Genomic DNA, 23,674 nt, shown 5'->3' on the forward strand with positions numbered 1-23,674 from the left:
TCTGTTCCTCTCTGGAAAGCCTGCGAAGTTAGCTGTCGGATTCGGGTCAGAGAGTTCAAAGACCCGGTCCGCACGAAACGCTCATGGCACACAGGTATCCCAGGAGGGACTTGCGTAAATGGGCACTTCTGCTGCGGACTTCACCCCAAGGCTGCTTCTTTAGACAGCCGCTTGTGGTTCCCCCGCCTCTGCCAGTGGTGGATGACACACCTGATCCGCTGGCAGAGCTCGGCTCCGGATCAGGTAACGCTTTGGTATCGGCGCTAGTAGATAACTATAGGCGATTAAAGCCTGCAGTAATAAATTCGTTATCAACAGGACGACGCACTCCCTTATCATCAATCCCGGAAAACCGCAGGTCACATTGTCCCGCAGGGCACAAAAGTGAGGTTTGACACGGCATACCCGAGGATGCGGCGCCCCGAAGGGAGGTCAGCCCAGGGAGACGAACACGTGGGCCGCAACTTCCGGTGGAAGCTCAAGCGCTCCCTCGATGCCGGGAACCCGGACAGAAATGTACTCGCCGACGCGTTCCAATGACACCGCTGCCCCGGGACGGATTCCGCCTTCGTCCAGTTGGGTGAGGAGTTCGGGCTCCACCTGGATGGGCTCGGCAAGCCGGCTGACCACCACGCGGGAATCGGCGGCGTAGCCATCCATGGCCTGCAGCAGGTTGATGTCGAGCCGCGGAATAGTCTGCGTCGGCAGGCCGCCCAGAGCTTCGAGTCCTGGAATCGGATTGCCGTAAGGCGACTCGGTGGGGTGTTCAAGGAGTTCGTAGAGCCGGCGTTCAACCCGCTCACTCATCACGTGTTCCCAACGGCACGCTTCGTCATGGACGTACGCCCAGTCGAGGCCAATGACATCGGCAAGGAGCCGCTCCGCGAGACGGTGCTTTCGCATGACCTCGGTGGCGCGCTTGCGGCCCATCTGGGTCAGTTCAAGGTGACGGTCGTTGGATACAATTACCAGGCCATCGCGCTCCATGCGGCCGATGGTTTGTGAAACCGTGGGGCCGGAGTGCCGCAGGCGCTCGGCGATGCGGGCCCTGAGCGCCACAATGTTCTCTTCTTCAAGCTCCAAAATGGTCCGAAGATACATCTCAGTGGTATCGATCAGATCCGTCATCCAGCTCAGCTCTCCTCGAACGCAGTTTCCTTGCGTAATCTCCACCGTACCGCGTCCTTGGCCAGGGCAGCCGGTGTGTACCGCTGGCCCTTGAACGCCGACACCCAGCCTAGCTTATTTGGAATTACTCTGGATAATTCCGGTCGCATCCTGTTGCTTCGCATTCCACGTGGCGGACTATGACGGATGCAGGTTACAGCCCCCGGGCCGAGTCAGGCAGAATTGGGGAGTCGAAGGGGCAGCGGATGCCACCTGCCACGACCCATCTCTAGCCGATACCCATTGGAGCCACACGTGAGCGACAACAGCATCACCATTCCCGCCGATCTGCTGCCCAAGGACGGACGCTTCGGCGCAGGACCGTCCAAGGTCCGCCCGGAACAGATCGAGGCGTTGTCTGCCGCATCGGCCACCATCCTGGGCACCTCCCACCGGCAGGCCCCGGTCAAGAACCTCGTGGGATCGGTACGGGAAGGACTCAGCCAGTTCTTCCGCGCACCCGAGGGATACGAGGTTGTCCTCGGCGTCGGCGGATCAACCGCCTTCTGGGACGTCGCCGCATTCGGCCTGGTGGAGAAGAAAGCACAGCACCTGTCCTTTGGCGAGTTCGGTTCGAAGTTCGCCGCCGCCACCAACAAAGCCCCGTTCCTTGATGCTTCCTCCATCATCAAGTCCGAGCCCGGCACCCGCCCCGTGGCGCAAGCCGAAGCCGGCGTCGATGTCTACGCGTGGCCCCAGAACGAGACGTCCACGGGTGTGGCAGCTCCCGTCAAGCGGGTCCAGGGCGCCGACGAAGGATCACTGGTCCTGGTGGACGCCACCTCCGCTGCCGGCGGCCTGGACGTCGACGTCTCGGAGTCCGACGTCTACTACTTCGCCCCGCAGAAGAACTTCGCATCAGATGGCGGGCTGTGGCTTGGCCTCTTCTCCCCCGCAGCCCTGGAACGCGCTGCCCGCATCAAGGCATCCGGCCGCTGGATCCCGGATTTCCTGGACCTGCAGACCGCCATCGACAACTCCAAGCTCAACCAGACGTACAACACGCCGTCGTTGTCCACCCTGGTGACCCTGGACGCCCAGGTTCAGTGGTTGAACAGCAACGGCGGCCTGGACTTTGCCAGCAAGCGCACTGCGGACTCCGCCAACCGGATCTACTCCTGGGCCGAAGCCTCCGAGTACGCCACCCCGTTTGTGGCCAAGGCAGAGGACCGCTCCAACGTCATTGCCACCATCGACTTCGACGACTCCATTGACGCGGCCGCGATCGCCAAGGTCCTCCGCGCCAACGGCGTGGTGGACACGGAGCCGTACCGCAAGCTGGGCCGCAACCAGTTGCGTATTGCCACGTTCGTCGCCATTGAGCCGGACGATGTCTCAGCGCTCCTTGCCAGCATCGACTACGTCGTGGGTGAACTGAAGAAGTAACCCTCGGCGGGTAGTCAGCCGGACCCGAGGGTCGGCGTCGTTCGGTCAGCCCGGACGGCGCCGTCGCCGCTTAACGGGCGGTGCCGCCGTCGCCCTCTTCCGTACCCGGAGGGGCAAGCAGCGACTCCACCCGGAAATGTTTCAGGCCACGCGCCCGCCGGTCAAAGCGGAGCCTCAGCTGTTTGGCCCGGATGATCCAGACCAAACCCACGACGGCGGTGCTGATGCCGGCTATTGCGGCTACGCCCACCGCCCAGCGCGGACCGCCGACGTTGGCCACCCAACCCACCAGCGGGGCACCAATGGGTGTCCCGCCCATGAAGATCGCCATGTACAAGGACATCACCCTGCCCCGCATAACGGCCTCCGTGGTCGATTGCACGTATCCGTTGGCACTGGTGATGAGGGTCAGCGCGAACAGGCCACAGGGAACCAGCGCGAGACCGAAAAGGGTTGCGTTGGGCGCCAGGGCAGCGAGCGTGCTGGAGACCCCGAAGCCTCCGGCCGCCAGGAAGATCAGCCTGAGGCGGGGCCGGCCGCGTCGGGCCGCGAGCAATGCCCCGGTCACCGAGCCGATGGCCATGATGGAACTCAAGGCCCCAAAGGCGCCGGCGTCCATGCCGAACTGGGTGCCTACCATCGCGGCGATGAACAGCGGAAAGTTGAGTCCGAAGGTGCCCACGATGAAGATGGCCACCAGGACCACTTGGATATCAGGCCTTCCCCGGACGTACCGCAGGCCTTCGCGGATGCGCCCTTTACCTGGTGCCGCACGTGGTTGTGCCCGCAGTGACGACGCCGGAATCAGCTTGAGCGCCCAGAGCATCGCGGCGAAGGACACCGTGTTGATGAGGAAGACCCATCCCGGCCCCACCACCACAGTCAGGACACCGGACACTGCCGGACCGATCATCCGGGCTACGTTGAAGGATGCGCTGTTCAGTGCCACCGCGTTGGGCAGGTAATCATCGGTGACGAGTTCCGAGACGAACGTTTGGCGGACCGGAGCGTCCAACGCCGTCACGATGCCCAGCAGCAGGGCAAAGATGTACACGTGCCACAGCTCCGCGACTCCCAACAACACCAGGATGCCCAGTCCCGTGCTGAGCAGGGCCATTGCCACCAGGGTGAGGAGGAGCAGCTTCCGCCTGCTGTAGCGGTCGGCAAGCAGGCCGGCCCACGGGGCAAGGAAAAGTTGCGGACCCAGCTGGAGGGCCAGGGTGATGCCCATCGCGCCGGCATCGTGCGCGGTCAGGTGGTCGAACACCAGCCAGTCCTGCGCAGTGCGCTGCATCCAGGTGCCGATATTGGAGATCAGGGCACCGAAGAACCAGATGCGGTAGTTGGGAATCCCCAGCGACTTAAAGGTGGACATCAGTGTCCACCATCGCTTGGTTCACCCCGGGTTTCCGCAATGCCTATTCAGCCCCGGCTTCGTCGGCGTCGTCCTCTACGCCGTCCGCTTCGGCGTCGTCTTCTTCGCCGTCAGCCTCGTCGTCAGCCTCGTCGTCGTCCGCTTCGGCGGGTCCCGTAGCGTCGTCCTCGTCGGCCTGGACGGATTCCTCCGTGACATCGCCGACCGTCTCCTCCACCAGCGGAGTCTCGTCCTCGGGGCGGACCCGCTTGGCCCACGGAACCCATTCCGGGGCGAGGATGGAATCCTCGGAGGGCAGCAGGCCGAGCTCGCTGACGGTCACGATCTTGGAACGGGAGTTACGCGTCACCACCGCGTACCACTGCCAGCCGCCGTAACCCGCGAGCTTGGATTCGAACAAGTGGGTGACCACGCGGTCGCCCTCCGACTTTGCGCCGAGGTGCGCACCCACTTCGCCCGGGTTGGCTATGCCCTGAACTGCCTCACGCGCAATATCGACGGCGGCAGCCAGGAAGGCGTCAGGCTTGCCGGTTCGCCACACAGGCAAACCGGCCCGCGGCTTCTCCGCCGCAGGCTTCCGCGCGGGGGCTTCCCCGTTTCCAGGAGCCTGGGCAGCGTCGGGGGCTGAATCAGGGCTTCCCTGCGCGCCCTTTCCGCCCTTCGTGTCCTGTGCGGATTCCGATGCCATGAGCCTAGGCTTCCAGCTCGTCGGCAACCTTGCGCAGCGCCATGCTGATGGCCTTGGCCTTGTTGCCGTCCGGGTACTTGCCGGACGAGAGAGAGCCGGAGAGGTTGTCCAGCACCGTCACGAGGTCCTGCACCATCGGTGCAAGATCCTTGGCGTTCATGCGCTTGGCCTTGGCAATGGAAGGCGTCTTCTCCAGGACACGAAGTCCCAGTGCCTGTGCGCCGCGGCGGCCGTCAGCTACACCGAACTCCACACGCGTGCCGGCTTTGAGTTCCGTTACGCCCGCGGGCAGGGACGTCTTGGGCAGGAATACTTCCTGGCCGTCTTCTGCCGCGAGGAATCCGAAGCCTTTTTCCTTGTCATACCATTTGACCTTGCCGGTAGGCACGTAATCAACCTTCTTCGTTTTCTTGCTCTGGGAGACACGTCGGGCCGTTACCGCATCCGCAGGGTCCTGCGGGATCGAGGGTGACAGCCCGGTCCGTGTTGGTCTGTTCCTTCAAGGTTATCCTGCCGGACCCCCTAATCCCGCTTTGGGACGCCCGCGTGCATGCCCGCGGGCGCCATGACGTGCAGCAACGGTCACGGCGGACTGCTCCTGCTAGCGTTGATGGCATGAATTCCCCGGGTTACCGCCGCCCCCTCGTGATTGCTGCCGCCGTCATTGCCGTGTTGTCATTGGCGGCCGTCGCCGCCGTCATCGCCATCGCTTCCGCGGGCAGCGCAGCCCCCGTGTGGATCACTTCCACGGCCCTTTACGGGCTGCCCGCGGCGTTCATGCTGGCGGCTGTCCTGGTGGTGGACGCCATCCGTCTTCGTCGCCGCCAGTAACCGGTCCGTCCCTCCGGCGGGCATGAGCGGCCCAAGGGCGGTACCGTTGGATTGATGTCCCTTATTCGCGCGCTCAGCAAGGAACTGGAAGCGCGCAGCGACGATTCGCTGCGGGCTTTGTTTGCCGCGCGGCCGGACCTTATCTCCCCCATGGCGCCGGACTTCGCTGCCTTGGCAGCCAGGGCGAGTGCCCGCGTGAGTGTCCAGCGGGCCTTGGAACGCTTGAACAAGCCGGAGATGCAGGTGCTCGAAACGCTCCATCTCTGCACCAATACCGATACCGGGCACAGTGTTTCGGCGGCCGGATTGAAGAAAGTCATTGCCGGTTCCACCCTCTCTGCCCTGGATCCCATCCTCGCCAAACTGCAGGAACTGGCCTTGATCCATCGGGCGGATCCACCCGCCGGTTCCCCTGCGACCACCTCACGGCAGCGCTTCTACCTCCCGGTGGGCAGCCTCAAGGACGTCATCGGCATCTACCCGGCAGGACTGGGACGGAGCTATACCGAGCTGGTCCGGCTCCAACCCGCCTTTGCCCAACGGGCAGTCCAGTTGGTGGCCGAACTGCACCAAAGCGGGCTCGGCATCCATCCAGCGAGCACGCCCATGGACGCGGCCCTTGCGCTGCAGCGTTGGACCTCCAGTCCCGCGGAGCTGCGGGCCATCCTGGCCACAGCTCCGGAACGCACTGTGGCCCTCCTGGAGAAATTCGGGAGCTGGGCCATGGGTGCTGTACCGCAGGCCCAGCGGCGGGCGTCGGTCACCCATGAAAGCCGCGACGTCGGGCCCATCGACTGGCTGTTGGCGCGCGGGTTGCTGGTCCCCTTGGACGCCGGCCATGTGGAACTCCCTCATAGCGTGGGGCTTGCCCTGCGGGGTGGCGCGATCGTGGACGACTTCACGCTGGCCCCGCCCGTTCCAGAGCTTGGCCACACCAGTGCCGCCCTCCGCCGTAATGCCGCCATGGGCGCCATCGCCGAGACCCTGCGGCTGACCGGTGAGCTGTTGTTTGCCGTCCGCGAGCAACCGCTGGCCACACTGCGGAGCGGCGGCGTGGGCGTACGCGAACTCCGCCGCCTGGCCGAGTCCGTCCGGAACGGGGTGCACGAGACTGCGATCCTCCTGGAACTGGCTGCGTTGGCGGGACTCCTGAGACTGGACGTGGACAGCTCCACCTGGGTGCAGCCGCCGTCGTTGGAGTGGCTGAACCTGCCCCGCCAGGAGCAATGGCTCTGGTTGGTCAATGCCTGGTTGGCCAGCGAGCGCGCGCCATCACTGGTGGGACAACCGCTCACGGGTTCGGCATCCTCTCCCACGCATCAGGGCGCTGCAGGCACCACCATCAACGCCTTGTCCGCGGAAGCCCAACGGCCCGATGCTCCGGTGATCCGGCGGCGTGTCCTGGAAATCCTGAATGAGCTGACAGTGGAAGCAGCCGCGCCGGACGGCAAAGCGCCCGTCCTCGATGCCCGGGCCGTCCTGCAGCGGGCCGAGTGGGCACAGCCGCGGATGTCGAGGCGTTTCAGTTCACTGGTCCGCGGCATCCTGGAGGAGGCAACGCTCCTGGGCCTGATGGGTTCGGGCGCCCTGACCCAGCTGGGATCCGCGATTGCGGAAGCACAGCCGGAACAAGCCATGACCATCCTTGGCGAGCATTTGCCCGCCGCGGTGAACCACATCCTGTTGCAGGCCGACCTGACGGCTGTCGCGCCCGGTTACCTCGCGCCGGAACTCAGCGAAACCCTGCTGTTGATGGCCGACGCCGAGGGCCAGGGTCCGGCGTCGATCTACCGGTTTTCTGCCGCCACCATCCGCAGGGCGCTCGACGCCGGACAGGATGCGGAATCGCTGTTGGCGTTCCTTCGTGAGCATTCAGCAACCGACGTGCCCCAGCCCTTGGCCTATTTGGTCCAGGACACCGCGTCCCGGCATGGCCGATTGCGGATTGGTTCCAGCGCCAGCTTTATCCAGAGCGACGACGAAACCGCCATCGCCGATCTCCTCCAAGAGGCTAGAACGTCCGTGTTGAGCCTGGTACGCATCGCACCGACCGTTCTGACGTCGTCCGCGAGCCCGCGGGAAACGGCGCGTGTGCTGCGCGAACTGGGACTGTCACCTGCAGTGCAGGAGGCCGAACCCGCCGTCGTGCGTTTCAAACGGACAACGGCGGTACCCGGGAGCGCGCGTCCCGTCTACACGGCGCCCCGAACGGCTCCGCCTGACGAGGATGTCGAGGCCCAGCTTTCGGTGCTGCGCCAGCACCGCGGAGTGCCGGCGGAAACTGCCGGGGAAGCCTCAACGCAGATTGGGCTGGAGACCCTGCAAACGGCTATCCGGCTGAAGCAGGCAGTCATCATGAACGTGGTGGACAGCCTGGGGAATGCCAACACCGAAACCGTTGTTCCTGTATCCGTCTCCGGCGGACGCGTCAGGGTGTTCGATCCCGCCAAGGAAACCGAGCGGGTGTTGTCCATCCACCGGATCATCGACGTGGAACCCGCCAAGGAATTGCGTTCGTGAAACGCATAGTTCGTGAAAACCGCGCCGTGAAGCTGCGCAAGTGAGGATTCAACAGTGACCGACGGTCCGCTGATCGTTCAAAGCGACAAAACCATCCTGCTGGAAGTCGACCACGAACTCGCCACCGAAGCCCGGCATGCCATCGCCGCGTTCGCTGAACTGGAACGCGCCCCGGAACATATGCACAGTTACCGGCTGACGCCCTTGGGTCTTTGGAATGCCCGTGCTGCGGGGTTGGACGCGGAGCAGGTGCTGGATACCTTGCTGAAGTACTCGCGCTTTCCCGTGCCGCACGCTTTGCTGATCGACATCGAAGAGACCATGTCCCGCTATGGCAGGCTCCGGCTGGAAAAGGACGCCCAGCACGGCCTGGTGATGCGGACCGATGACTACCCCGTGCTTGAGGAAGTCATCCGGGCAAAGAAAATCGCACCCCTGCTGGGGCCACGGATCGATGGCGAAACAGTGGTGGTCCATTCATCCCAGCGCGGCCAGTTGAAGCAGCTGCTCCTCAAGTTGGGTTGGCCCGCAGAGGATCTTGCGGGCTACGTGGACGGGCAGCCGCACCTGATCATGCTGGACGAGAGCGGCTGGCAGCTTCGCCCGTACCAGAAGCTGGCCACGGAGAACTTCTGGGCCGGCGGCAGCGGCGTCGTCGTGCTTCCCTGCGGTGCCGGAAAGACGCTGGTGGGCGCAGCTGCCATGGCGACGTCTTCCACCACCACGCTGATCCTTGTCACCAACACGGTTTCCGCGCGGCAATGGAAGGACGAGCTCCTGAAACGGACGTCCCTGACAGAGGACGAGATCGGCGAGTACTCCGGCGCGGTCAAGGAAGTCCGGCCCGTCACCATTGCCACGTACCAGGTCCTGACCACCAAGCGCGGCGGGCTCTATCCGCACTTGGAATTGGTGGACGGCCACGACTGGGGACTCATCATCTACGACGAAGTCCACCTGCTTCCCGCTCCAATCTTCCGGATGACCGCGGACCTGCAGGCCCGGCGCCGGCTGGGCCTGACGGCAACCCTGGTACGGGAGGACGGACGGGAAGGTGAGGTTTTCAGCCTGATCGGTCCCAAGCGCTACGACGCTCCCTGGAAGGACATTGAAGCCCAGGGCTACATCGCTCCTGCGGACTGTGTGGAAGTCCGGGTGGACCTCCCCCGCGACGAGCGCGTCGCTTACGCCATGGCTGACGACGCCGATAAGTACCGGCTATGCGCGACGTCGGAAACCAAGACCCAGCTGGTGGAGCAACTGGTGGAGGTCCACAAAGGTGAGCAGTTGCTGGTGATCGGCCAGTACATCGATCAGCTGGATGAGATTTCCGAACGGTTGGATGCCCCTTTGATCAAGGGCGAAACCAGCGTCAAGGCGAGGCAAAAACTCTTCGACGCCTTCCGCAAGGGCGAAATCCACACCCTGGTGGTGTCCAAAGTGGCGAACTTCTCGATCGACCTTCCCGAGGCTTCGGTAGCCATCCAGGTGTCAGGCTCGTTCGGGTCGCGCCAGGAAGAAGCTCAACGGCTGGGACGCCTCCTGCGCCCCAAGCAGGACGGCCGCGCCGCCAGGTTCTACTCCCTGGTGGCCCGCGACACCCTGGACCAGGACTTCGCTGCCAAGCGCCAACGGTTCCTGGCCGAGCAGGGCTACGCCTACCGCATCATGGACGCCAAGGACATCGGCAAGGACGTCGGACAGGAACAGTAGGGCGGCCGCAAGTAGTTTTTAAGGTCAGGGCCCTTGCGGTTAATGTCCAGCAACTTTACGATTCCTAGTGAAGCTCTCCGCCCTTAAGGTTTGCCCCTGGTCCAGGCAATCCGGCGGCCAGCCGTCGGCAGTGGGGGTAATCCCGCAGCCAGGGAGCCGGCGGTTCGAAGGCCTAGAAAAATCTGAGCATTTTCATCCAGAGGATTCCCCATGCGTAAAGCCCTCTTGGTCCTTTCCGCGATCGTCCTGCTGTCAGCACTCGCACAGTTACTGTTCGCCGGTTACTTCCATTTTCAAAACACCATCGAAGCCCAGCATGAAGCGGGCGTCTACCACGTGATGAACGGCCAATACGTGCTGCGTTACGGCGCGCTCCTGGCCGCCATCGTCGCCGCCATCGCCCGGGCCGGATCCCGGACCATCTGGCTGGCCGCAGGGATCTTCCTGCTCAGCTGGGTACAGTTGTTCATCTTCATCATCGGCGGCATGCTGACTGGTTCGTCCGAAGATTTCATCACCCCGGCCGGCTCGTGGGTGGCCGCCATCCACCCACTGACCGGCGTCCTGATAATTTTCATGTCCTACTGGCTCTTCAGGCGTGCCCGCGCGGTGGCCTTGAACCCCCAGCCGCTTCCGCCCAAGGCTGCAGCCCCGGATGCTTCAGCCTCTCCCAGCACTGCCTGACCAGCGGCAGCTGTGAACACTTCGCAGCTGCTGGCCGTGGACCTGGTGTTGTCCATCCTCGCGGCCGGCGCCTGGGTCGCCGCCGCGTGGATGACAGGTGCCGCGACCACTGATCGGAAGCAAGCACCACCCCACGCGACCGATCTGGCCCTCTTGCTCCTGGGCGTGGCCGCCGCTGCGACGGTGGCCCGCTATGCCTTGCTACCCGCTTTGGTGGCCGGCAGTTGGTGGTTTGCCAGTGAGCGCATAACCATCAGCTTGCCCCTGACCGCCATCCCCGCGGCTTGGGCCGCGATGGCCGGTGTTCCGTATTTGCTGAGGAAGCGGAACACCGGCTCCACCACTTCCCGGAGGCCCGGCTGGTCGCGGTCCCGTGAAGGAGTTGTCCTGGCCGTGGTGGCTGCGGCCGCGGCGTCCGTGGCATCGCTGGCCTTGTCGCTCGTAGTGGGTCCGTTCCCGGCCCCATGGACTGTGATTGTCCTCCTGTTCATGGTGGGCGGCACGGTGGTTCTCGCCAGGCTTGCACTCCGGGAAGCTGGCCGTCCCGGGCGCAGTTTCCCAGGAACGGTCCGGCGCGCCCACAAGCGTCCGACGACGGCTGCAGCAGTTGCCGCCCTCATGGCCTGTACCGCTTTGGGCTCGGGAGCTTTTGCCTGGCTGGGGAGCCGGTCCGCCGACGGCGCGGCGATCGTTGCCGCCGTCGGACATCACGGCAGACCGGACAGGTACGTGGAGGCAAAGCCCACCCAAGTGACGGATCTGCTGGGCACCGTGCCGGCGGACGCCGTGGTCCGGCATTATGAGCTGACAGCACGCGTGGAACAGGTGACGCTGCCCTCGGGCCAGAGGGTGGAAGCCTGGACCTTCGGGAGCGTCCCGGGGCCATCGCTGGAAGCCCAGCTGGGCGAGATCATGGAGGTGGAACTCAAGAACCGTGACATCGCCGCGGGCGTGACCCTGCATTGGCACGGCTACGACGTTCCCAATGCCATGGACGGAGTAGCCGGGGCCACCCAGGACGCCGTCATGCCGGGACATTCCATGACGTACCGCTTCCAGGCCAAACAGGTCGGCACGTACTGGTACCACACGCACCAGGATTCAGCCGAGGGAGTCCGTAAGGGCCTCTACGGCACATTCGTCGTGCACAACCCCGCAACGCCCCGAGCCGGGACGGACCTTGTGGTGGCTGCGCACGACCTCGGCGGTCTGGGGTTGCTGGGCTCCTCAGACCGCATCAGTGCCCACCCGGCCACACCCGGCTCCGCGGTGCGGGTGAGGCTGGTCAACACTGATTCGCTGCCGCAGCGTTACTGGGTGGACGGCGCCCCGTTCCGGGTAGTCGCCGTGGACGGAACGGAGGTGAACCAGCCGGGGGAAGTGGCCGGCAAACTCCTCAGGCTTGGTGCCGGAGGCAGGATGGACGTCGCTTTCACCATGCCGGCGTCACCGGTAACCGTGCGTTCGGACTCCGCAGCAGGAGCCGCCGTCATCATTGCCCCACCCGGTTCCGCAGCCCTGGCTGAAGCTTCGGCCGCTGCTTTGAGTGCGGCCCCGGACAAAGCGCCGACGGGTATCTTCGCCACCGCTCCTGCGCTGGATCTCCTGGCCTATGGCAAACCCGTAGCCGGTTCCGGTTCGGCGCAGCCGACGATTACCCGGGAAGAAGTAATGGTCCTGGACCGGCAATTCCGTTTTGTCGATGGAATTCCGCGTTTTGCCTTCACCGTCAACGGCGCAGCCTACCCCTTGGTCCCCTCCATTGACGTGTCTCTCGGCGACACCGTGAAGGTGACGGTGGTGAACCGCACCGCCGAACCACATCCCATGCATCCGCACGGGCACCATGTGCAGGTCCTGAGCCGGAACGGCGTGGCCCCCACGGGCTCGCCGCTGCTGCTGGACACCGTTGACGTTCAGCCTGGCGAGGTTTGGGAACTGCTGCTGCACGCCGACAACCCGGGCATCTGGATGGACCACTGCCACAACCTGGATCACGCGGCGGAAGGGATGATGATGCTCCTGAAGTATCAGGGGGTGTCATCGCCTTTCATGCACGGGGGCCACGCCCACAACAGGCCGGAGTGAAGTGGGTCAGGCGACCATTCGGCTGGTGGCCGAGATGCTGACGTGGTCCACCACGGCCCAGCACTCTTCATCGCGGAGCTGCGCACTGGCGAAGCGTTCGGCTGCGGCGAGGTCCTGGAAATCCTCGCGGCGGACATGGCCGGTGTCGGTGTCCAGGTATGTCACATGGAACTCGACGTCGTCCCTGTCGCGGAGCTGGTGGACGGTGTTGGAAGTTGCTGTGGTGGGAGCTGCTGTGGTGGGAGCTGCTGTGTTTGCCATGTTTTAAGTGTGGAACGGGGCACTGACATTATTGGAAGCATCAGCGGGCGTGTCCGGTTTCAGGGACATTTACAGCCTCCTCAGATACTGGGCAGAAACGTCCCGCACCGTCTCGCTGAGGACGTCCAGGACCCGTGAGGCCGTGCGCCACCGTTGCCAGTAAAGCGGAACATCGAACGGCCTGTCCGGTGCCAGCTCGACCAGCCGGCCGTCCGCTATGTCCGGCCCGCACTGCACTTCGGGGATCAGCCCCCAGCCAAGGCCCAGGCGGATGGCGTCGCCAAAATCGTGCGAGGCCGGAACGAAATGGCGGGGACCCCGGCGCTCGGGCACGCTCCCGGCCTCAGCCCACGACTGGACGAAAGCCCACTGATAGGTGTCCTTGCGATCGAAGTCGACCGTGGGGGCAGCGTTCAGCGACACCCCATTGATGCCCTTCGGGAAATCAGGGAACCATCGCGCCAGATACTGCGGCGCAGCAACGGGAAGGTATCGCATGACCCCAAGGCTCTCGACGCGGCATCCTTGCACTGGTTCAGGGGTGGCCGTGACTGCCGCCATGACTGTCCCGGACCGCAACAGCGACGTTGAATGCTGTTCGTCATCCCGATGGAGGTCGAACGTCACGTTCAGCTCCTGCGGAACCTTCACCAGCGCCTGCAGGAACCACACGGCCAGCGAATCCGCGTTGACGACGATCGGCACGGCGAGTTCCGCTCCCTCCGAGCCCAAGCCAAGTTCCCTGCCCGCGTCGGCCTCGAGCTGCGCCACCTGGCGTGCCAGCCGCAAGACCACCTCTCCGGCTTCCGTTGCCTGCACGGGGTTGCTTCTCCTTAGCAGCACCCGGCCCGCCGCCTGCTCGAGCGCCTTGAGCCGCTGGGACACTGCCGACGGCGTGACATGTAGTTGGCGCGCGGCCGCGTCCAGCGTTCCCTCCGAGAGGACGGTGGCGAATGTGAGCAGCTGTTCGGACGGAAACTGGAACATTAGAACAGCTTACGCCGCATCAAAATACTTAGCTGGTCTAATGCTTGGCGCATCCGTAATTTCGAAGCGTGACTATTACTGACATCTCCCACTCCGCGGGCCTTGGGCTCGCCACAGGCCTGGCCCTCATCGTCGCGATCGGGGCACAGAATGCGTTCGTGCTTCGTCAGGGGATCCGTGGCGAACACATAGGTCCGATCGTCGCGGTATGCGCCCTCTCCGACGCCGTCCTTATCGCTGCCGGCGTTCTGGGCATCGGCGCCCTGGTCACTGCCGCACCGGCCGCCGTCGTCGTCCTTCGCTATGTGGGCGCAGCGTTCCTGGTGACCTATGGCCTGATGGCCGCACGGCGGGCCTTCCGCCCCCAGTCGCTGACCAGCGACGGCCCGGACGACGGCGGCGCGAGGCGCGGCCTGGCGGCCGCCGTCGCCACCGTCCTGGCCCTGACCTGGCTCAACCCGCACGTCTATCTGGATATTGCCTTGATCGGCTCCCTGGCCAGCGCGCAAGGGACTCCCCTGCAATGGTGGTTCGGCGCCGGGGCAATGCTGGGCAGCATTCTTTGGTTCTGCTCGCTGGGATTCGGTGCGCGGTACCTTCGTGGCTTCTTTTCGAGGCCCCGCTCCTGGCGGATCCTGGACGGTGGCATCGCCGTGACCATGGTGGCATTGGGAGCGGGCCTGGTCCTCGGTGCATGATGCCGTCCGTGGACTTCCCGCGCAGTTTGCTCACATGCAGCATTCAGAAAACTCCCAGTTACTGGGAGGATCATGGATGGCATGAAAAAGAACGGTCCCGAAGCCAAGCTTCTTGTGGTTGATGACGAACCCAACATTCGTGAGCTGCTGTCCACGTCGCTGCGTTTCGCAGGGTTCGAGGTAGTGGCCGCTTCCAACGGTCGCGAAGCTCTTGCTGCGGCCGATCTCCACGCCCCGGACCTCGCCGTCCTGGATGTCATGCTGCCGGATATGGACGGTTTTACCGTGACCCGGCGCCTCCGCGCGGCCGGCAAGCATTTCCCCGTCCTGTTCCTCACAGCGAAGGACGACACCGAGGACAAAGTCACGGGCCTCACCGTGGGCGGGGATGACTATGTCACCAAGCCTTTCAGCCTCGACGAGGTAGTGGCCCGTATCCGGGCCGTCCTCCGCCGTACCCAGCCGCTCGAAGACGATGACGCCGTCATCCGCGTCGACGACCTCGAACTCGACGACGACGCCCACGAGGTCCGTCGCGGCGGAACTGTCATCGAGCTGTCCCCCACGGAGTTCAAGCTCCTGCGCTACCTCATGCTCAATCCCAACCGGGTCCTTTCCAAGGCGCAGATCCTGGACCACGTGTGGGAGTACGACTTCAACGGCGATGCCTCAATTGTTGAGTCGTACATTTCGTACCTGCGCCGCAAGGTGGACATCGATCCCGACGCCGCCGCCCTCATCCAGACCAAGCGCGGCGTGGGCTACGTGCTGCGGACGGCCGAGAAGCGCTGACCTTGCTGCAACGCTGGAAGTCGGCCTCACTGAGGTCGCAGCTCGTCGCCATCATCATGGGTCTGCTCCTGCTGGCCCTGGCAGCGACGGGCGCGGGAACCCTGACCCTGGTCAAGAGCTACCTGCAGGGCCAGGTGGACGACAAGCTCAAGGCTGCAGTTGCCTTGGCGCAGGACCGCCAATCCTTTGACAAGTTGTCTGAACCCAACACTGCCGTTCCCACGGACTACTCCCTAACGCTCTATGTGCCGGGTCTGGACCCCTACCCCTTTGGCGGGAACCAGAGCGACCGCCCGGCGATCGCCAACATCACCGCTGCAGAAGCCAAATTGCGCGGCAATGCGCCCTTCCAGGTCAAGGGCACGGCGGGGACCAACTGGCGGGTTGTCGCCGTTGGCGTGATCGCCAACGGGCAGAACGGCGTGGTGATCATCGGCCTGCCGCTGACCCCGGTGGACAAAGTGATGGAGCACGCCGTCCTTGTGGTGGTCGGCGTCGGCCTTTTGACGCTGGTACTGGCCTTCTTCATTGCCACGTGGACCGTGGCCCGGTCCTTCAGGCCCTTGGCCAAAGTGGAAAAAACGGCTGCGGCCATTGCGGCGGGCGACTTGTCCCGCCGTGTTGAAATCGATAATCCACATACCGAAGTGGGCCGCCTCGGCGGATCGCTGAACGCCATGCTGGCGCACATTGAGGCGTCGTTCGCAGCGCGGGCTGCTTCTGAGGGGCGGATGCGGCGCTTTGCGGCCGACGCTTCCCACGAACTGCGCACGCCCTTGGTCACCATCCGGGGCTTCTCGGAACTCTACAGGCATGGCGCCCTGACCACGGAAGAAGATGTGGCCATGGCCATGGGCCGGATCGAAAGCGAAGCCAAGCGAATGGGCTCCATGGTCGAAGACCTGTTGCTGCTGGCCAGGCTCGACGAACAGCGGCCGCTGCAGCTCAAGCCTGTGGACCTGCACCTCCTGGCCCACGACGCCATGGTGGACACCAAAGCTTCCTCCGGCGACCGGACCATCACCCTGACAGGACTCGACGGCGGCTCCCCCGCCCCTGCCCCCGTGCAAGGTGACGAGGCCAAGCTCCGGCAGGTCATTGGGAACCTGGTGGGCAATGCCCTGCGATATACGCCGGAAGGCAGCCCGATCGAGCTTGCCGTTGGTGTCCGGAACACGCCCGCTGGCGCCGAGTCGGTCATCGAGATCCGTGATCATGGACCGGGAATCCCGGAAGACGAGACCAACAAGATCTTCGAACGCTTCTACCGCGCAGACACCTCGCGCACCCGCGAGACGGGTGGCAGCGGCCTTGGCCTGGCGATTGTGGCTGCCATCGTGGGCTCGCACGGCGGAAGCGTCCGTGTTTCAGAGACCGACGGCGGCGGCGCCACTCTGGTGGTCAGCCTCCCTTTCCACGAGGAACCCGCCGAGCTTCTCTCTACGTAGTACCGCACTTTTGACGCCGTTTTCCACATAGCGGCAGACGTTCGTTCCGCGGTTGAGGCCTGCGGCCTAGGCTCAATGGTGTGGCCCACACTTACCGCCGCACCATGCGGAACACCTTCGTCGAAAGGCACAACCATGTCCGTCATCTCCGTCGATACCGAGATGCTCCAGCTCAAGTCCGACAATGTCCGGGGAACCATTGACCGCATCAGTTCGGACGTTCACACCATGAAGCGCGGGCTTGAGGAACTCCAGGCAACGTGGAAAGGAACTGCGGCCGCGAACTTTCAGTCCCTGGTTCTGGAATGGTCCCTGACGCAAAGCAAGGTGGAGGCATCGTTGGCTTCCATCACCGTGGCGTTGTCCACTGCGGCCTCAAACTACGCCGAAGTCGAGCAGGGCAACACCCAGCGGTTCACCTACTAGGAACCGCCAGCCCGCCGGCACAGTCCCGCACTCCTGCGGGGCCGGATGTCTTCCCCTGAACTATCCGGCCCCGCAGGTCACGCCGCACCTGTTTGTCCTGGGTTGGCGTCGCTGTCTCTATGGCTCCAAGGTGCCCTGGTGGAACCTCAGCCGCCATTGGCCGCGGTCCAACATCCAGATCGAGCTGCGAAGCGCAGAGCCCGCGTGGGCGTAACTCCGGTAGTTCAGCAAAATGGTGGTTTCATTGAGGCGGTCGGCGCTCAGGAGCTCCAGCTCTCCCGGTTCGCCCGGGTCCTCTTCCAGCGCCATCATCATGGCGTCCCGCGTCCAAAACCGGCCGGAACTGCCAATCTCCGCGAAGTCCGGGTGGAGCAGCACTCCAATCCTGCCAATGTCCGCCCTCACATCCGGTCGCAACAGTTCCCGTTCCAAGGCAAGGACCGTGTCTTCCGGCGAGAGCTCCGGGGCCGCTGCGTCACCTTCCAGTTCACTGAAAAGGTCCGCTTGGCCGAAGATGCCTGACTCGCCGAAGAGCGTCGGCTCAAAGTGCGGCCGGGAACTCCTGGGCGGCGCGGCAACGGCATTCGCAGAAGTAGCCGTCGCGGTGGCGGCCCTGCCGGCAGTGACCGTCGCGGGGCTTGCTGCAGTCCCAACCGAGGTGGTTCCGGAGGACCCGGAACCCTCGGCCACGGAGTCATGCTTGGCGCCCGGGAAACCTGGTCCAACCCGCGGTGCGACGCCCTGTTGATACGCCACGGCGACAGCCCGGGCACGCTCATCCGCGGCTTCGTTCAGATCGTGTCCTGCGTGGCCCTTGACCCATTCGAAAGTGTATTTGCGGCCAACGATCGCCTGATCGATGTCCTTGAGGAGATCGACGTTGAGCACCGCCTTGCCGTCCGCCTTACGCCATCCTTTGCGCTTCCAGCCCGGCATCCATTTGGTGATGCAGTTGATGACGTACTGGCTATCGCACAGGATCAGCAGTTCCTCGTGGGCAACATGGGCCGTGGAGCGGAAAAGATCCAGGACTGCCATCAGTTCGCCCTGGTTGTTGGTGCCATGTGGCCAACCTCCTGCATGCCAACAGGAGTCGTCAACGTACCAGGCCCAACCGGCCGGCCCAGGATTACCGAGGGCGGACCCGTCGGCGGCAGCAATAATCGTCATACCGTTAATCCTGCCAGAACCCACGGACACTAAAACCGTGGTAGGCAGCAAAACGGCGGCCCCCTCCAGTTGGTGGGGACCGCCGTCGTTAGCTCTGAAACGAAATGTTCAGCGAGGGGGCTTAGAAGCCGCCCATGCCGCCCATGTCGTCGCCGCCCGGAGCCGGAGCGTTCTTCTCGGGCTTGTCAGCCACTACAGCCTCGGTGGTCAGGAACAGACCAGCGATGGAAGCAGCGTTCTGGAGAGCCGAGCGGGTGACCTTTACGGGGTCGTTGACGCCGGCAGCCAGGAGGTCTTCGTAGACGCCCGTGGCAGCGTTCAGGCCGTGGCCGGAAGGCAGGCCGCGAACCTTGTCGACGACAACGCCCGGCTCGAGGCCAGCGTTGAACGCGATCTGCTTCAGCGGAGCGTCGATGGCAACCTTGACGATGTTGGCACCGGTTGCCTCGTCACCCTGTAGGGTGAGGTTGGCGAATGCCTTGGCGCCTGCCTGGATGAGGGCTACGCCACCACCGGCAACGATGCCTTCTTCAACAGCAGCCTTGGCGTTGCGGACTGCGTCCTCAATGCGGTGCTTGCGTTCCTTGAGCTCAACTTCGGTTGCGGCACCGGCCTTGATGACTGCAACGCCACCGGCCAGCTTGGCCAGGCGCTCCTGCAGCTTCTCGCGGTCGTAGTCGGAGTCGGAGTTTTCGATCTCGGCACGGATCTGGGCCACGCGGCCTGCGATCTGCTCGGCGTCGCCGGCACCTTCAACGATGGTGGTCTCGTCCTTGGTGACAACAACCTTGCGGGCGGTGCCGAGGAGTTCCAGGCCAGCGTTTTCGAGCTTGAGGCCAACTTCTTCGGAGATGACCTGGCCGCCGGTGAGGATGGCGATGTCGGCCAGCTGGGCCTTGCGGCGGTCACCGAAGCCCGGGGCCTTGACGGCGACGGACTTGAAGGTGCCACGGATCTTGTTGACGATCAGGGTGGCCAGGGCCTCGCCCTCGATGTCTTCGGCGATGATCAGCAGCGGCTTGTTGGACTGCATGACCTTCTCCAGAACCGTGACGAGTTCCTTCACGTTGGAGATCTTGGAGTTGACGATCAGGATGTACGGGTCTTCGAGGACCGTTTCCTGGCGCTCTGCGTCGGTGACGAAGTAAGCGGAGATGTAGCCCTTGTCGAAGCGCATGCCCTCGGTGAGCTCGAGCTCCAAGCCGAAGGTGTTGGATTCCTCGACCGTGATGACGCCTTCCTTGCCCACCTTGTCCAGGGCTTCGGCGATCAGGCTGCCGATTTCCGGGTCACCGGCGGAGATGGAAGCCGTGGCTGCGATCTCTTCCTTGGTTTCGATTTCCTTGGCAGAGGCCAGCAGTTCGTTGATGACTGCTTCAACAGCCTTCTCGATGCCGCGCTTGAGGGACAGCGGGTCGGCGCCGGCGGCAACGTTGCGCAGGCCTTCCTTCACCAGTGCCTGGGCGAGGACGGTTGCAGTGGTCGTACCATCGCCAGCGACGTCATCCGTCTTCTTGGCAACTTCCTTGACCAGTTCTGCACCGATCTTCTCGTAAGGGTCGTCCAGCTCGATCTCCTTGGCGATGGAAACGCCATCGTTGGTGATCGTGGGGGCGCCCCACTTCTTTTCGAGGACGACGTTGCGTCCACGCGGGCCGAGGGTGACCTTAACGGCGTCAGCGAGGATGTTCAGGCCCCGCTCGAGGCCGCGGCGTGCCTCTTCATCAAATGCAATGATCTTGGCCATAACGGCGGTAGTCCTTTCGGGACAGTCGTTAAGAAGGTACCTGTCAGATGCGGTGCCCGCGACGGACGGTTCTTTGCTTGCGGCCTATGTACGCCCCGCGCTCCAAACCTCACCACACCAAGGTTTTTCTTGATCCTCCAGCGGTACGCCAGCGACCGGGACCGGCGTCAGCCGATCCGCACTTAGCAGTCGAACCGTAGGAGTGCTAAATCAATAATTAGCACTCGACCGGGGAGAGTGCAAGCAGGAAAGCGTCAATGCGACGGAAAACCAAGGGTTTCAGCCATGAGCTGAGCCGGTCAGGCGTTGGCCTGCTTCAGGGCTAGGCGACGCGCACGCCTTCTGCCTGCGGCCCCTTCTGGCCTTCCCCCAATTCGAACTCCACCCGCTGACCCTCCTCGAGGGCCCGGAAGCCATCCATCTGAATGGCGGACCAGTGCACAAAAACGTCGTCGCCGGACTCATCCACAGTGATGAATCCGTAGCCCTTTTCGGCGTTGAACCATTTGACGGTTCCCAATGCCATGATGCCCACACTTTCGCAGTAGCCAAGACCGGTTGCCGGGATCTCCGTACCGGAATCAATCCACTCTAACCACAGTCACTCCTGCGGCGCTGCCGGTGGGCGGCAGTGCTTCGGTTTTGTTATTGATGCTTAACCGAGTTGGGGCTCAAAGGTGCTCCTACAGCGGTCCGCTACTGGTATCCGGGACCGGCAACAACCACCAGGGGCTGCTGGATTTCCGGGGACTCAACGATCGACTGAATACGCAGCAGGGTTCCCAACGCCTCAGCGTTGGCCTTCTGCGCAGGACTGTTGTAGAAGATCACGGAGGTCTGCTGCGGCAGGCCACCCCAGTTCCCAACTGTGCTCAGCGTCCAGCCATCGCCCTGTACCAGACCGGCCACCCGGCCTGCCAGGCCAGCCGTGCCAGCGCCGTTGTAGACAGCCACGGGGATGGTCTTGTCTACCGGAGCCGAGGACGGAGTAGCGGACGGAACGTTGGACGGTGACGCCTCAGGGCTCGGTTCACCCGAAGCCGTGGGAGCCGGTTCGCTGGGCGCCGCAGAAGGCGAGGTATCAGTACTCTGCTGGGGTGCCGGCGTCGAGACATTCGAGGAGGCGCTGGGGCCCACCACGCCGAGGTTTGGAAGGATCAGGAAGGCCACCAGGCCCAGCACCAGAGCGACAGCTCCGACTGTGAGGACCGGCCACAAGGCAGGGCGGGCAGTCTCCTGGGCGTCGCGGTGGACGCCCTGGCGATTGGTGTTTTGCGGAACCTGGTCGAATTCATCCCTGGCAAATTTGGTCATGGTGAAGCGTTGTCCTTGCTGGTTGCTGCTGACAGATCAGCCTGGCGATTTACGCGTCGGACCCCAAGCGACGTGCCGTCCGCGCACGTTGGCGGGACGTACGTAGTCTACGCAATCTCTTGACGAGCATGGGATCGTGGGCCAACGCGTCCTCGGTATCGATCAGCGCGTTCAGGATCTGGTAGTAATGCGTAGCGGAGAGATCGAACAGCTCACGGATAGCCTGTTCCTTGGCGCCTGCGTACTTCCACCACTGCCGTTCAAGTGCCAGCATTTGCTGGTCGCGTTCACTGAGGGGCGATTCGCTGCGGGTTTCAGCCGCGAGGTCCTCGAGGGAAAAACCTGTCGCCTGCTGCGCCATCGGTTCCGGTGCTGGTTCCGCCACGGCATACTCCTTCGACGCTTGATGGGAAATTGTCCTACCCCTATGTTACGGGTGAATAACAACGCTGTCATTCGCCCCGCCTGGCAGGCGCGGGGGACAATGGCGTGATGACTGGCGAGGATGCACTGTTTGAACTTGAACCGGCAGGCGTGGCGGATAGCGACTTCGCGGAACTGATCGACCGTCCGCTGGAAGAGCTAATGGCGCCCGACTGGGCGGACGCCTTGTTGCCCGTGGAAGACCAACTCCGCGCCGCCCTCGCGTTCGTTGCCGGCCAGGCCGCCAACGGGCGCCAGGTCCTGCCGGCGGCCGACAATCTCTTGCGCGCCTTCAAACAGCCGCTGGCCGACGTCAAAGTACTCATCCTCGGCCAGGACCCCTACCCAACTCCGGGACACGCCGTCGGTCTTTCCTTCGCTGTTTCGGGGAGTACGCGACCCATCCCGCGGAGCCTCGCCAATATCTACCGCGAACTTCATGAGGACCTCGGCCTGCCACCTCGCGTCCATGGCGACTTGAGCGAATGGACCCGCCAGGGCGTGCTCCTGCTGAATCGTGTCCTCAGCGTCGAGGCGGGAAATGCCGGCTCGCACCGCGGCAAAGGCTGGGAGGACATCACGACGGCGGCTGTCACCGCCGTCGCCGACCGAACCACCAGTACCGGGCAGCAACAGCCACTCGTCGCCATCCTGTGGGGGAAGGACGCTGAGGGTGTCGTGCCGCTGCTCAAAGGAGCGCCGTCGCTCGTGTCGGCCCATCCCAGCCCGTTATCGGCGTCGCGGGGCTTCTTTGGCTCCAAGCCGTTCAGCCGGGCCAACGAGCTGCTGGCCCAGCAGGGCGCCGGGCCGATCGACTGGGAGTTGCCGGTCCTCTAGCGCTCAGCCGCCAAAGGCCGCGAAGCGTACGGAACGTGAGCGAGCGTTTGCCCCAAGCGTACGGAACGTGAGCGAGCGTTTGCCCCAAGCGTACGGAACGTGAGCGAGCGTCCGCCCCAAGCGGACGGAACGTGAGCGAGCGTCCGCCCCAAGCGGACGGAACGTGAGCGAGGGTGTGTAACGTTCGGCCCTATCCAGCCGACGTCCAGCGCACTAGCTTAGGCTTGCCTATATGGCCGCTCTCCCCGTCACCTCGTCCGCTACCCGCAACACCCGCCCCCAGGTCACCCTGACCGTGCTCAGGAAAGAACTCCTTTCCCCACACATGGTGCGGATTGTGGCCGGCGGGCCGGGGTTCAGCGATTACGCAAACAACGACTACGTGGACCGCTACGTCAAAATCGTTTTTCCCCAGCCGGGCGTCGACTACGACTTCCCGCTGGACCTCTGGACCATCCGCGAGACCATGCCGCGCGAGCAATGGCCGCACACCCGGACCTACACCATCCGCTGGGTGGACGTGGCTGCGCAGGAGCTGGCGATCGACTTTGTTGTCCATGGTGACGAGGGACTTGCCGGGCCGTGGGCTGCAGCGGCCGAACCAGGTGAAACGCTGGTCTTTACGGGCCCCGGCGGTGGCTACAATCCCGACCCCGACGCCGACTGGTACCTTTTCGCCGGCGACGACGCCGCCATCCCAGCGGTTGCCGCTTGCGTGGAGGCACTGGCTCCTGACGCACGCGGCGTTGCTTACCTGGAGGTGGACAGTGAGGCGGACATCTTGCCTATCGCGGCACCTGCCGGCCTGGAACTGCGCTGGCTGCTGCGCGGCGGCGTGCCTGCCGGCTCCAGTGACCTCCTGCTCGAAGCCCTAAGGACCACCGAGTGGCTGCCCGGCAAAGTGGACGTCTTCGCCCACGGCGAGCGGGGCTACATGAAGGGTCTTCGGGAGATCTTCTTCGTCCAGCGGGGCTTGGAACGTTCGCAGGTTTCCTTGTCCGGGTACTGGGCACAAGGGCGCGTCGAAGAGGTCTTCCAAGCCGAGAAGAAGCTCCCAGTAGGGAAGATCTAGCAACTCGGGTTTGCAAACAAGTAATGCCCCTAAGAAACCTTCTTAAG

23 protein-coding genes and 1 riboswitch are annotated in these 23,674 nt (G+C 64.0%); of the genes, 12 read left to right on the plus strand and 11 right to left on the minus strand.

From position 1 onward, the window contains the following. Window positions 1-2 precede the first annotated feature (2 nt). Window positions 3-244, minus strand: a riboswitch (cyclic di-AMP (ydaO/yuaA leader). 188 nt (window positions 245-432) lie between these two features. Continuing rightward, window positions 433-1,128 carry a metal-dependent transcriptional regulator gene (locus NEK97_RS05565; protein WP_235518947.1) on the minus strand — a complete coding sequence of 232 codons (696 nt, stop codon included), beginning with the start codon at window positions 1,126-1,128 and terminating at the stop codon, window positions 433-435. Between the two features lie 294 nt (window positions 1,129-1,422). Here NEK97_RS05565 and serC point away from each other — a divergent pair, with 294 nt between their 5' ends. Further along, window positions 1,423-2,553 carry a phosphoserine transaminase gene (serC, locus tag NEK97_RS05570; RefSeq protein ID WP_235518946.1) on the plus strand — a complete coding sequence of 377 codons (1,131 nt, stop codon included), beginning with the start codon at window positions 1,423-1,425 and terminating at the stop codon, window positions 2,551-2,553. A gap of 70 nt (window positions 2,554-2,623) precedes the next feature. Here serC and NEK97_RS05575 read toward each other — a convergent pair whose 3' ends face one another. The 3 genes from NEK97_RS05575 to NEK97_RS05585 are packed head-to-tail and all read right to left on the minus strand — an operon-like array spanning window position 2,624 to window position 5,004. Next, window positions 2,624-3,928: an MFS transporter gene (locus NEK97_RS05575; RefSeq protein ID WP_257368911.1), complete on the minus strand. Its 1,305-nt coding sequence runs from the start codon at window positions 3,926-3,928 to the stop codon at window positions 2,624-2,626. A 43-nt stretch (window positions 3,929-3,971) separates the two neighbouring features. Further along, entirely contained in the window at window positions 3,972-4,616 is a 645-nt protein-coding gene (locus tag NEK97_RS05580; protein WP_257368912.1) for a DUF3027 domain-containing protein, read from the minus strand. A gap of 4 nt (window positions 4,617-4,620) precedes the next feature. Then, on the minus strand, window positions 4,621-5,004 hold the full coding sequence (locus tag NEK97_RS05585; protein ID WP_090820714.1) for a cold-shock protein: 384 nt from the start codon (window positions 5,002-5,004) through the stop codon (window positions 4,621-4,623). Window positions 5,005-5,231: 227 nt separating this feature from the next. On the opposite strand from NEK97_RS05585, the gene NEK97_RS05590 reads away from it, so the two are divergent. From NEK97_RS05590 to NEK97_RS05610, 5 genes are all read left to right on the plus strand, one after another. Next, on the plus strand, window positions 5,232-5,447 hold the full coding sequence (locus NEK97_RS05590; protein ID WP_257368913.1) for a hypothetical protein: 216 nt from the start codon (window positions 5,232-5,234) through the stop codon (window positions 5,445-5,447). Between the two features lie 54 nt (window positions 5,448-5,501). Further along, the gene (locus tag NEK97_RS05595) at window positions 5,502-7,967 is read left to right on the plus strand and encodes a helicase-associated domain-containing protein (RefSeq protein WP_257368914.1); all 2,466 of its coding nucleotides are present in this window, start codon (window positions 5,502-5,504) and stop codon (window positions 7,965-7,967) included. 54 nt (window positions 7,968-8,021) lie between these two features. Then, on the plus strand, window positions 8,022-9,680 hold the full coding sequence (locus tag NEK97_RS05600; RefSeq protein ID WP_235518939.1) for a DNA repair helicase XPB: 1,659 nt from the start codon (window positions 8,022-8,024) through the stop codon (window positions 9,678-9,680). A gap of 210 nt (window positions 9,681-9,890) precedes the next feature. Then, complete coding sequence (locus NEK97_RS05605; protein ID WP_235518938.1) at window positions 9,891-10,364, plus strand: hypothetical protein; 474 nt, start codon at window positions 9,891-9,893, stop codon at window positions 10,362-10,364. A 12-nt stretch (window positions 10,365-10,376) separates the two neighbouring features. After that, entirely contained in the window at window positions 10,377-12,452 is a 2,076-nt protein-coding gene (locus NEK97_RS05610; RefSeq protein WP_257368915.1) for a multicopper oxidase family protein, read from the plus strand. Window positions 12,453-12,458: 6 nt separating this feature from the next. Here the strand turns inward: NEK97_RS05610 and NEK97_RS05615 are convergent, their stop codons facing one another. Further along, entirely contained in the window at window positions 12,459-12,713 is a 255-nt protein-coding gene (locus NEK97_RS05615; protein ID WP_257368916.1) for a hypothetical protein, read from the minus strand. Window positions 12,714-12,782: 69 nt separating this feature from the next. Continuing rightward, window positions 12,783-13,700, minus strand: a complete 918-nt coding sequence (locus NEK97_RS05620) for a LysR family transcriptional regulator ArgP (protein WP_257368917.1) — start codon at window positions 13,698-13,700, stop codon at window positions 12,783-12,785. Window positions 13,701-13,768: 68 nt separating this feature from the next. Here NEK97_RS05620 and NEK97_RS05625 point away from each other — a divergent pair, with 68 nt between their 5' ends. The 4 genes from NEK97_RS05625 (at window position 13,769) to NEK97_RS05640 (ending at window position 17,064) form a co-directional block, all read left to right on the plus strand. Further along, window positions 13,769-14,398: a LysE family transporter gene (locus NEK97_RS05625; protein WP_257368918.1), complete on the plus strand. Its 630-nt coding sequence runs from the start codon at window positions 13,769-13,771 to the stop codon at window positions 14,396-14,398. A gap of 81 nt (window positions 14,399-14,479) precedes the next feature. Further along, window positions 14,480-15,190, plus strand: coding sequence for a response regulator transcription factor (locus tag NEK97_RS05630; protein WP_026543233.1), 711 nt, complete (start codon window positions 14,480-14,482; stop codon window positions 15,188-15,190). Window positions 15,191-15,192: 2 nt separating this feature from the next. Continuing rightward, window positions 15,193-16,638, plus strand: coding sequence for a HAMP domain-containing sensor histidine kinase (locus NEK97_RS05635; RefSeq protein ID WP_257368919.1), 1,446 nt, complete (start codon window positions 15,193-15,195; stop codon window positions 16,636-16,638). Window positions 16,639-16,773: 135 nt separating this feature from the next. Next, entirely contained in the window at window positions 16,774-17,064 is a 291-nt protein-coding gene (locus tag NEK97_RS05640; protein ID WP_257368920.1) for a WXG100 family type VII secretion target, read from the plus strand. A gap of 117 nt (window positions 17,065-17,181) precedes the next feature. Here NEK97_RS05640 and NEK97_RS05645 read toward each other — a convergent pair whose 3' ends face one another. From NEK97_RS05645 to NEK97_RS05665, 5 genes are all read right to left on the minus strand, one after another. Then, on the minus strand, window positions 17,182-18,234 hold the full coding sequence (locus NEK97_RS05645; protein WP_257368921.1) for a ribonuclease HI family protein: 1,053 nt from the start codon (window positions 18,232-18,234) through the stop codon (window positions 17,182-17,184). Between the two features lie 121 nt (window positions 18,235-18,355). Further along, the gene (gene groL / locus NEK97_RS05650; RefSeq protein ID WP_172324129.1) at window positions 18,356-19,981 is read right to left on the minus strand and encodes a chaperonin GroEL; all 1,626 of its coding nucleotides are present in this window, start codon (window positions 19,979-19,981) and stop codon (window positions 18,356-18,358) included. A 322-nt stretch (window positions 19,982-20,303) separates the two neighbouring features. Then, window positions 20,304-20,507: a cold-shock protein gene (locus tag NEK97_RS05655; protein WP_011773737.1), complete on the minus strand. Its 204-nt coding sequence runs from the start codon at window positions 20,505-20,507 to the stop codon at window positions 20,304-20,306. A 170-nt stretch (window positions 20,508-20,677) separates the two neighbouring features. After that, a complete protein-coding gene (locus tag NEK97_RS05660; protein ID WP_257368923.1) occupies window positions 20,678-21,295 on the minus strand; it encodes a LytR C-terminal domain-containing protein in 618 nt (205 codons plus the stop codon). Window positions 21,296-21,344: 49 nt separating this feature from the next. Beyond that, on the minus strand, window positions 21,345-21,680 hold the full coding sequence (locus NEK97_RS05665; protein WP_374111512.1) for a DUF3263 domain-containing protein: 336 nt from the start codon (window positions 21,678-21,680) through the stop codon (window positions 21,345-21,347). 107 nt (window positions 21,681-21,787) lie between these two features. Between NEK97_RS05665 and NEK97_RS05670 the strand changes: the two genes are divergently transcribed. Together NEK97_RS05670 and NEK97_RS05675 are read left to right on the plus strand one after the other, a co-directional pair. Then, the gene (locus NEK97_RS05670) at window positions 21,788-22,555 is read left to right on the plus strand and encodes a uracil-DNA glycosylase (protein WP_257368924.1); all 768 of its coding nucleotides are present in this window, start codon (window positions 21,788-21,790) and stop codon (window positions 22,553-22,555) included. A gap of 232 nt (window positions 22,556-22,787) precedes the next feature. Next, window positions 22,788-23,627: a siderophore-interacting protein gene (locus NEK97_RS05675; RefSeq protein WP_257368925.1), complete on the plus strand. Its 840-nt coding sequence runs from the start codon at window positions 22,788-22,790 to the stop codon at window positions 23,625-23,627. The last annotated feature ends 47 nt before the right edge of the window (window positions 23,628-23,674 follow it).

The sequence above is a fragment of the Paenarthrobacter sp. UW852 genome (assembly GCF_024608385.1).
In the GTDB taxonomy this organism is placed as follows: Bacteria; Actinomycetota; Actinomycetes; order Actinomycetales; family Micrococcaceae; genus Arthrobacter.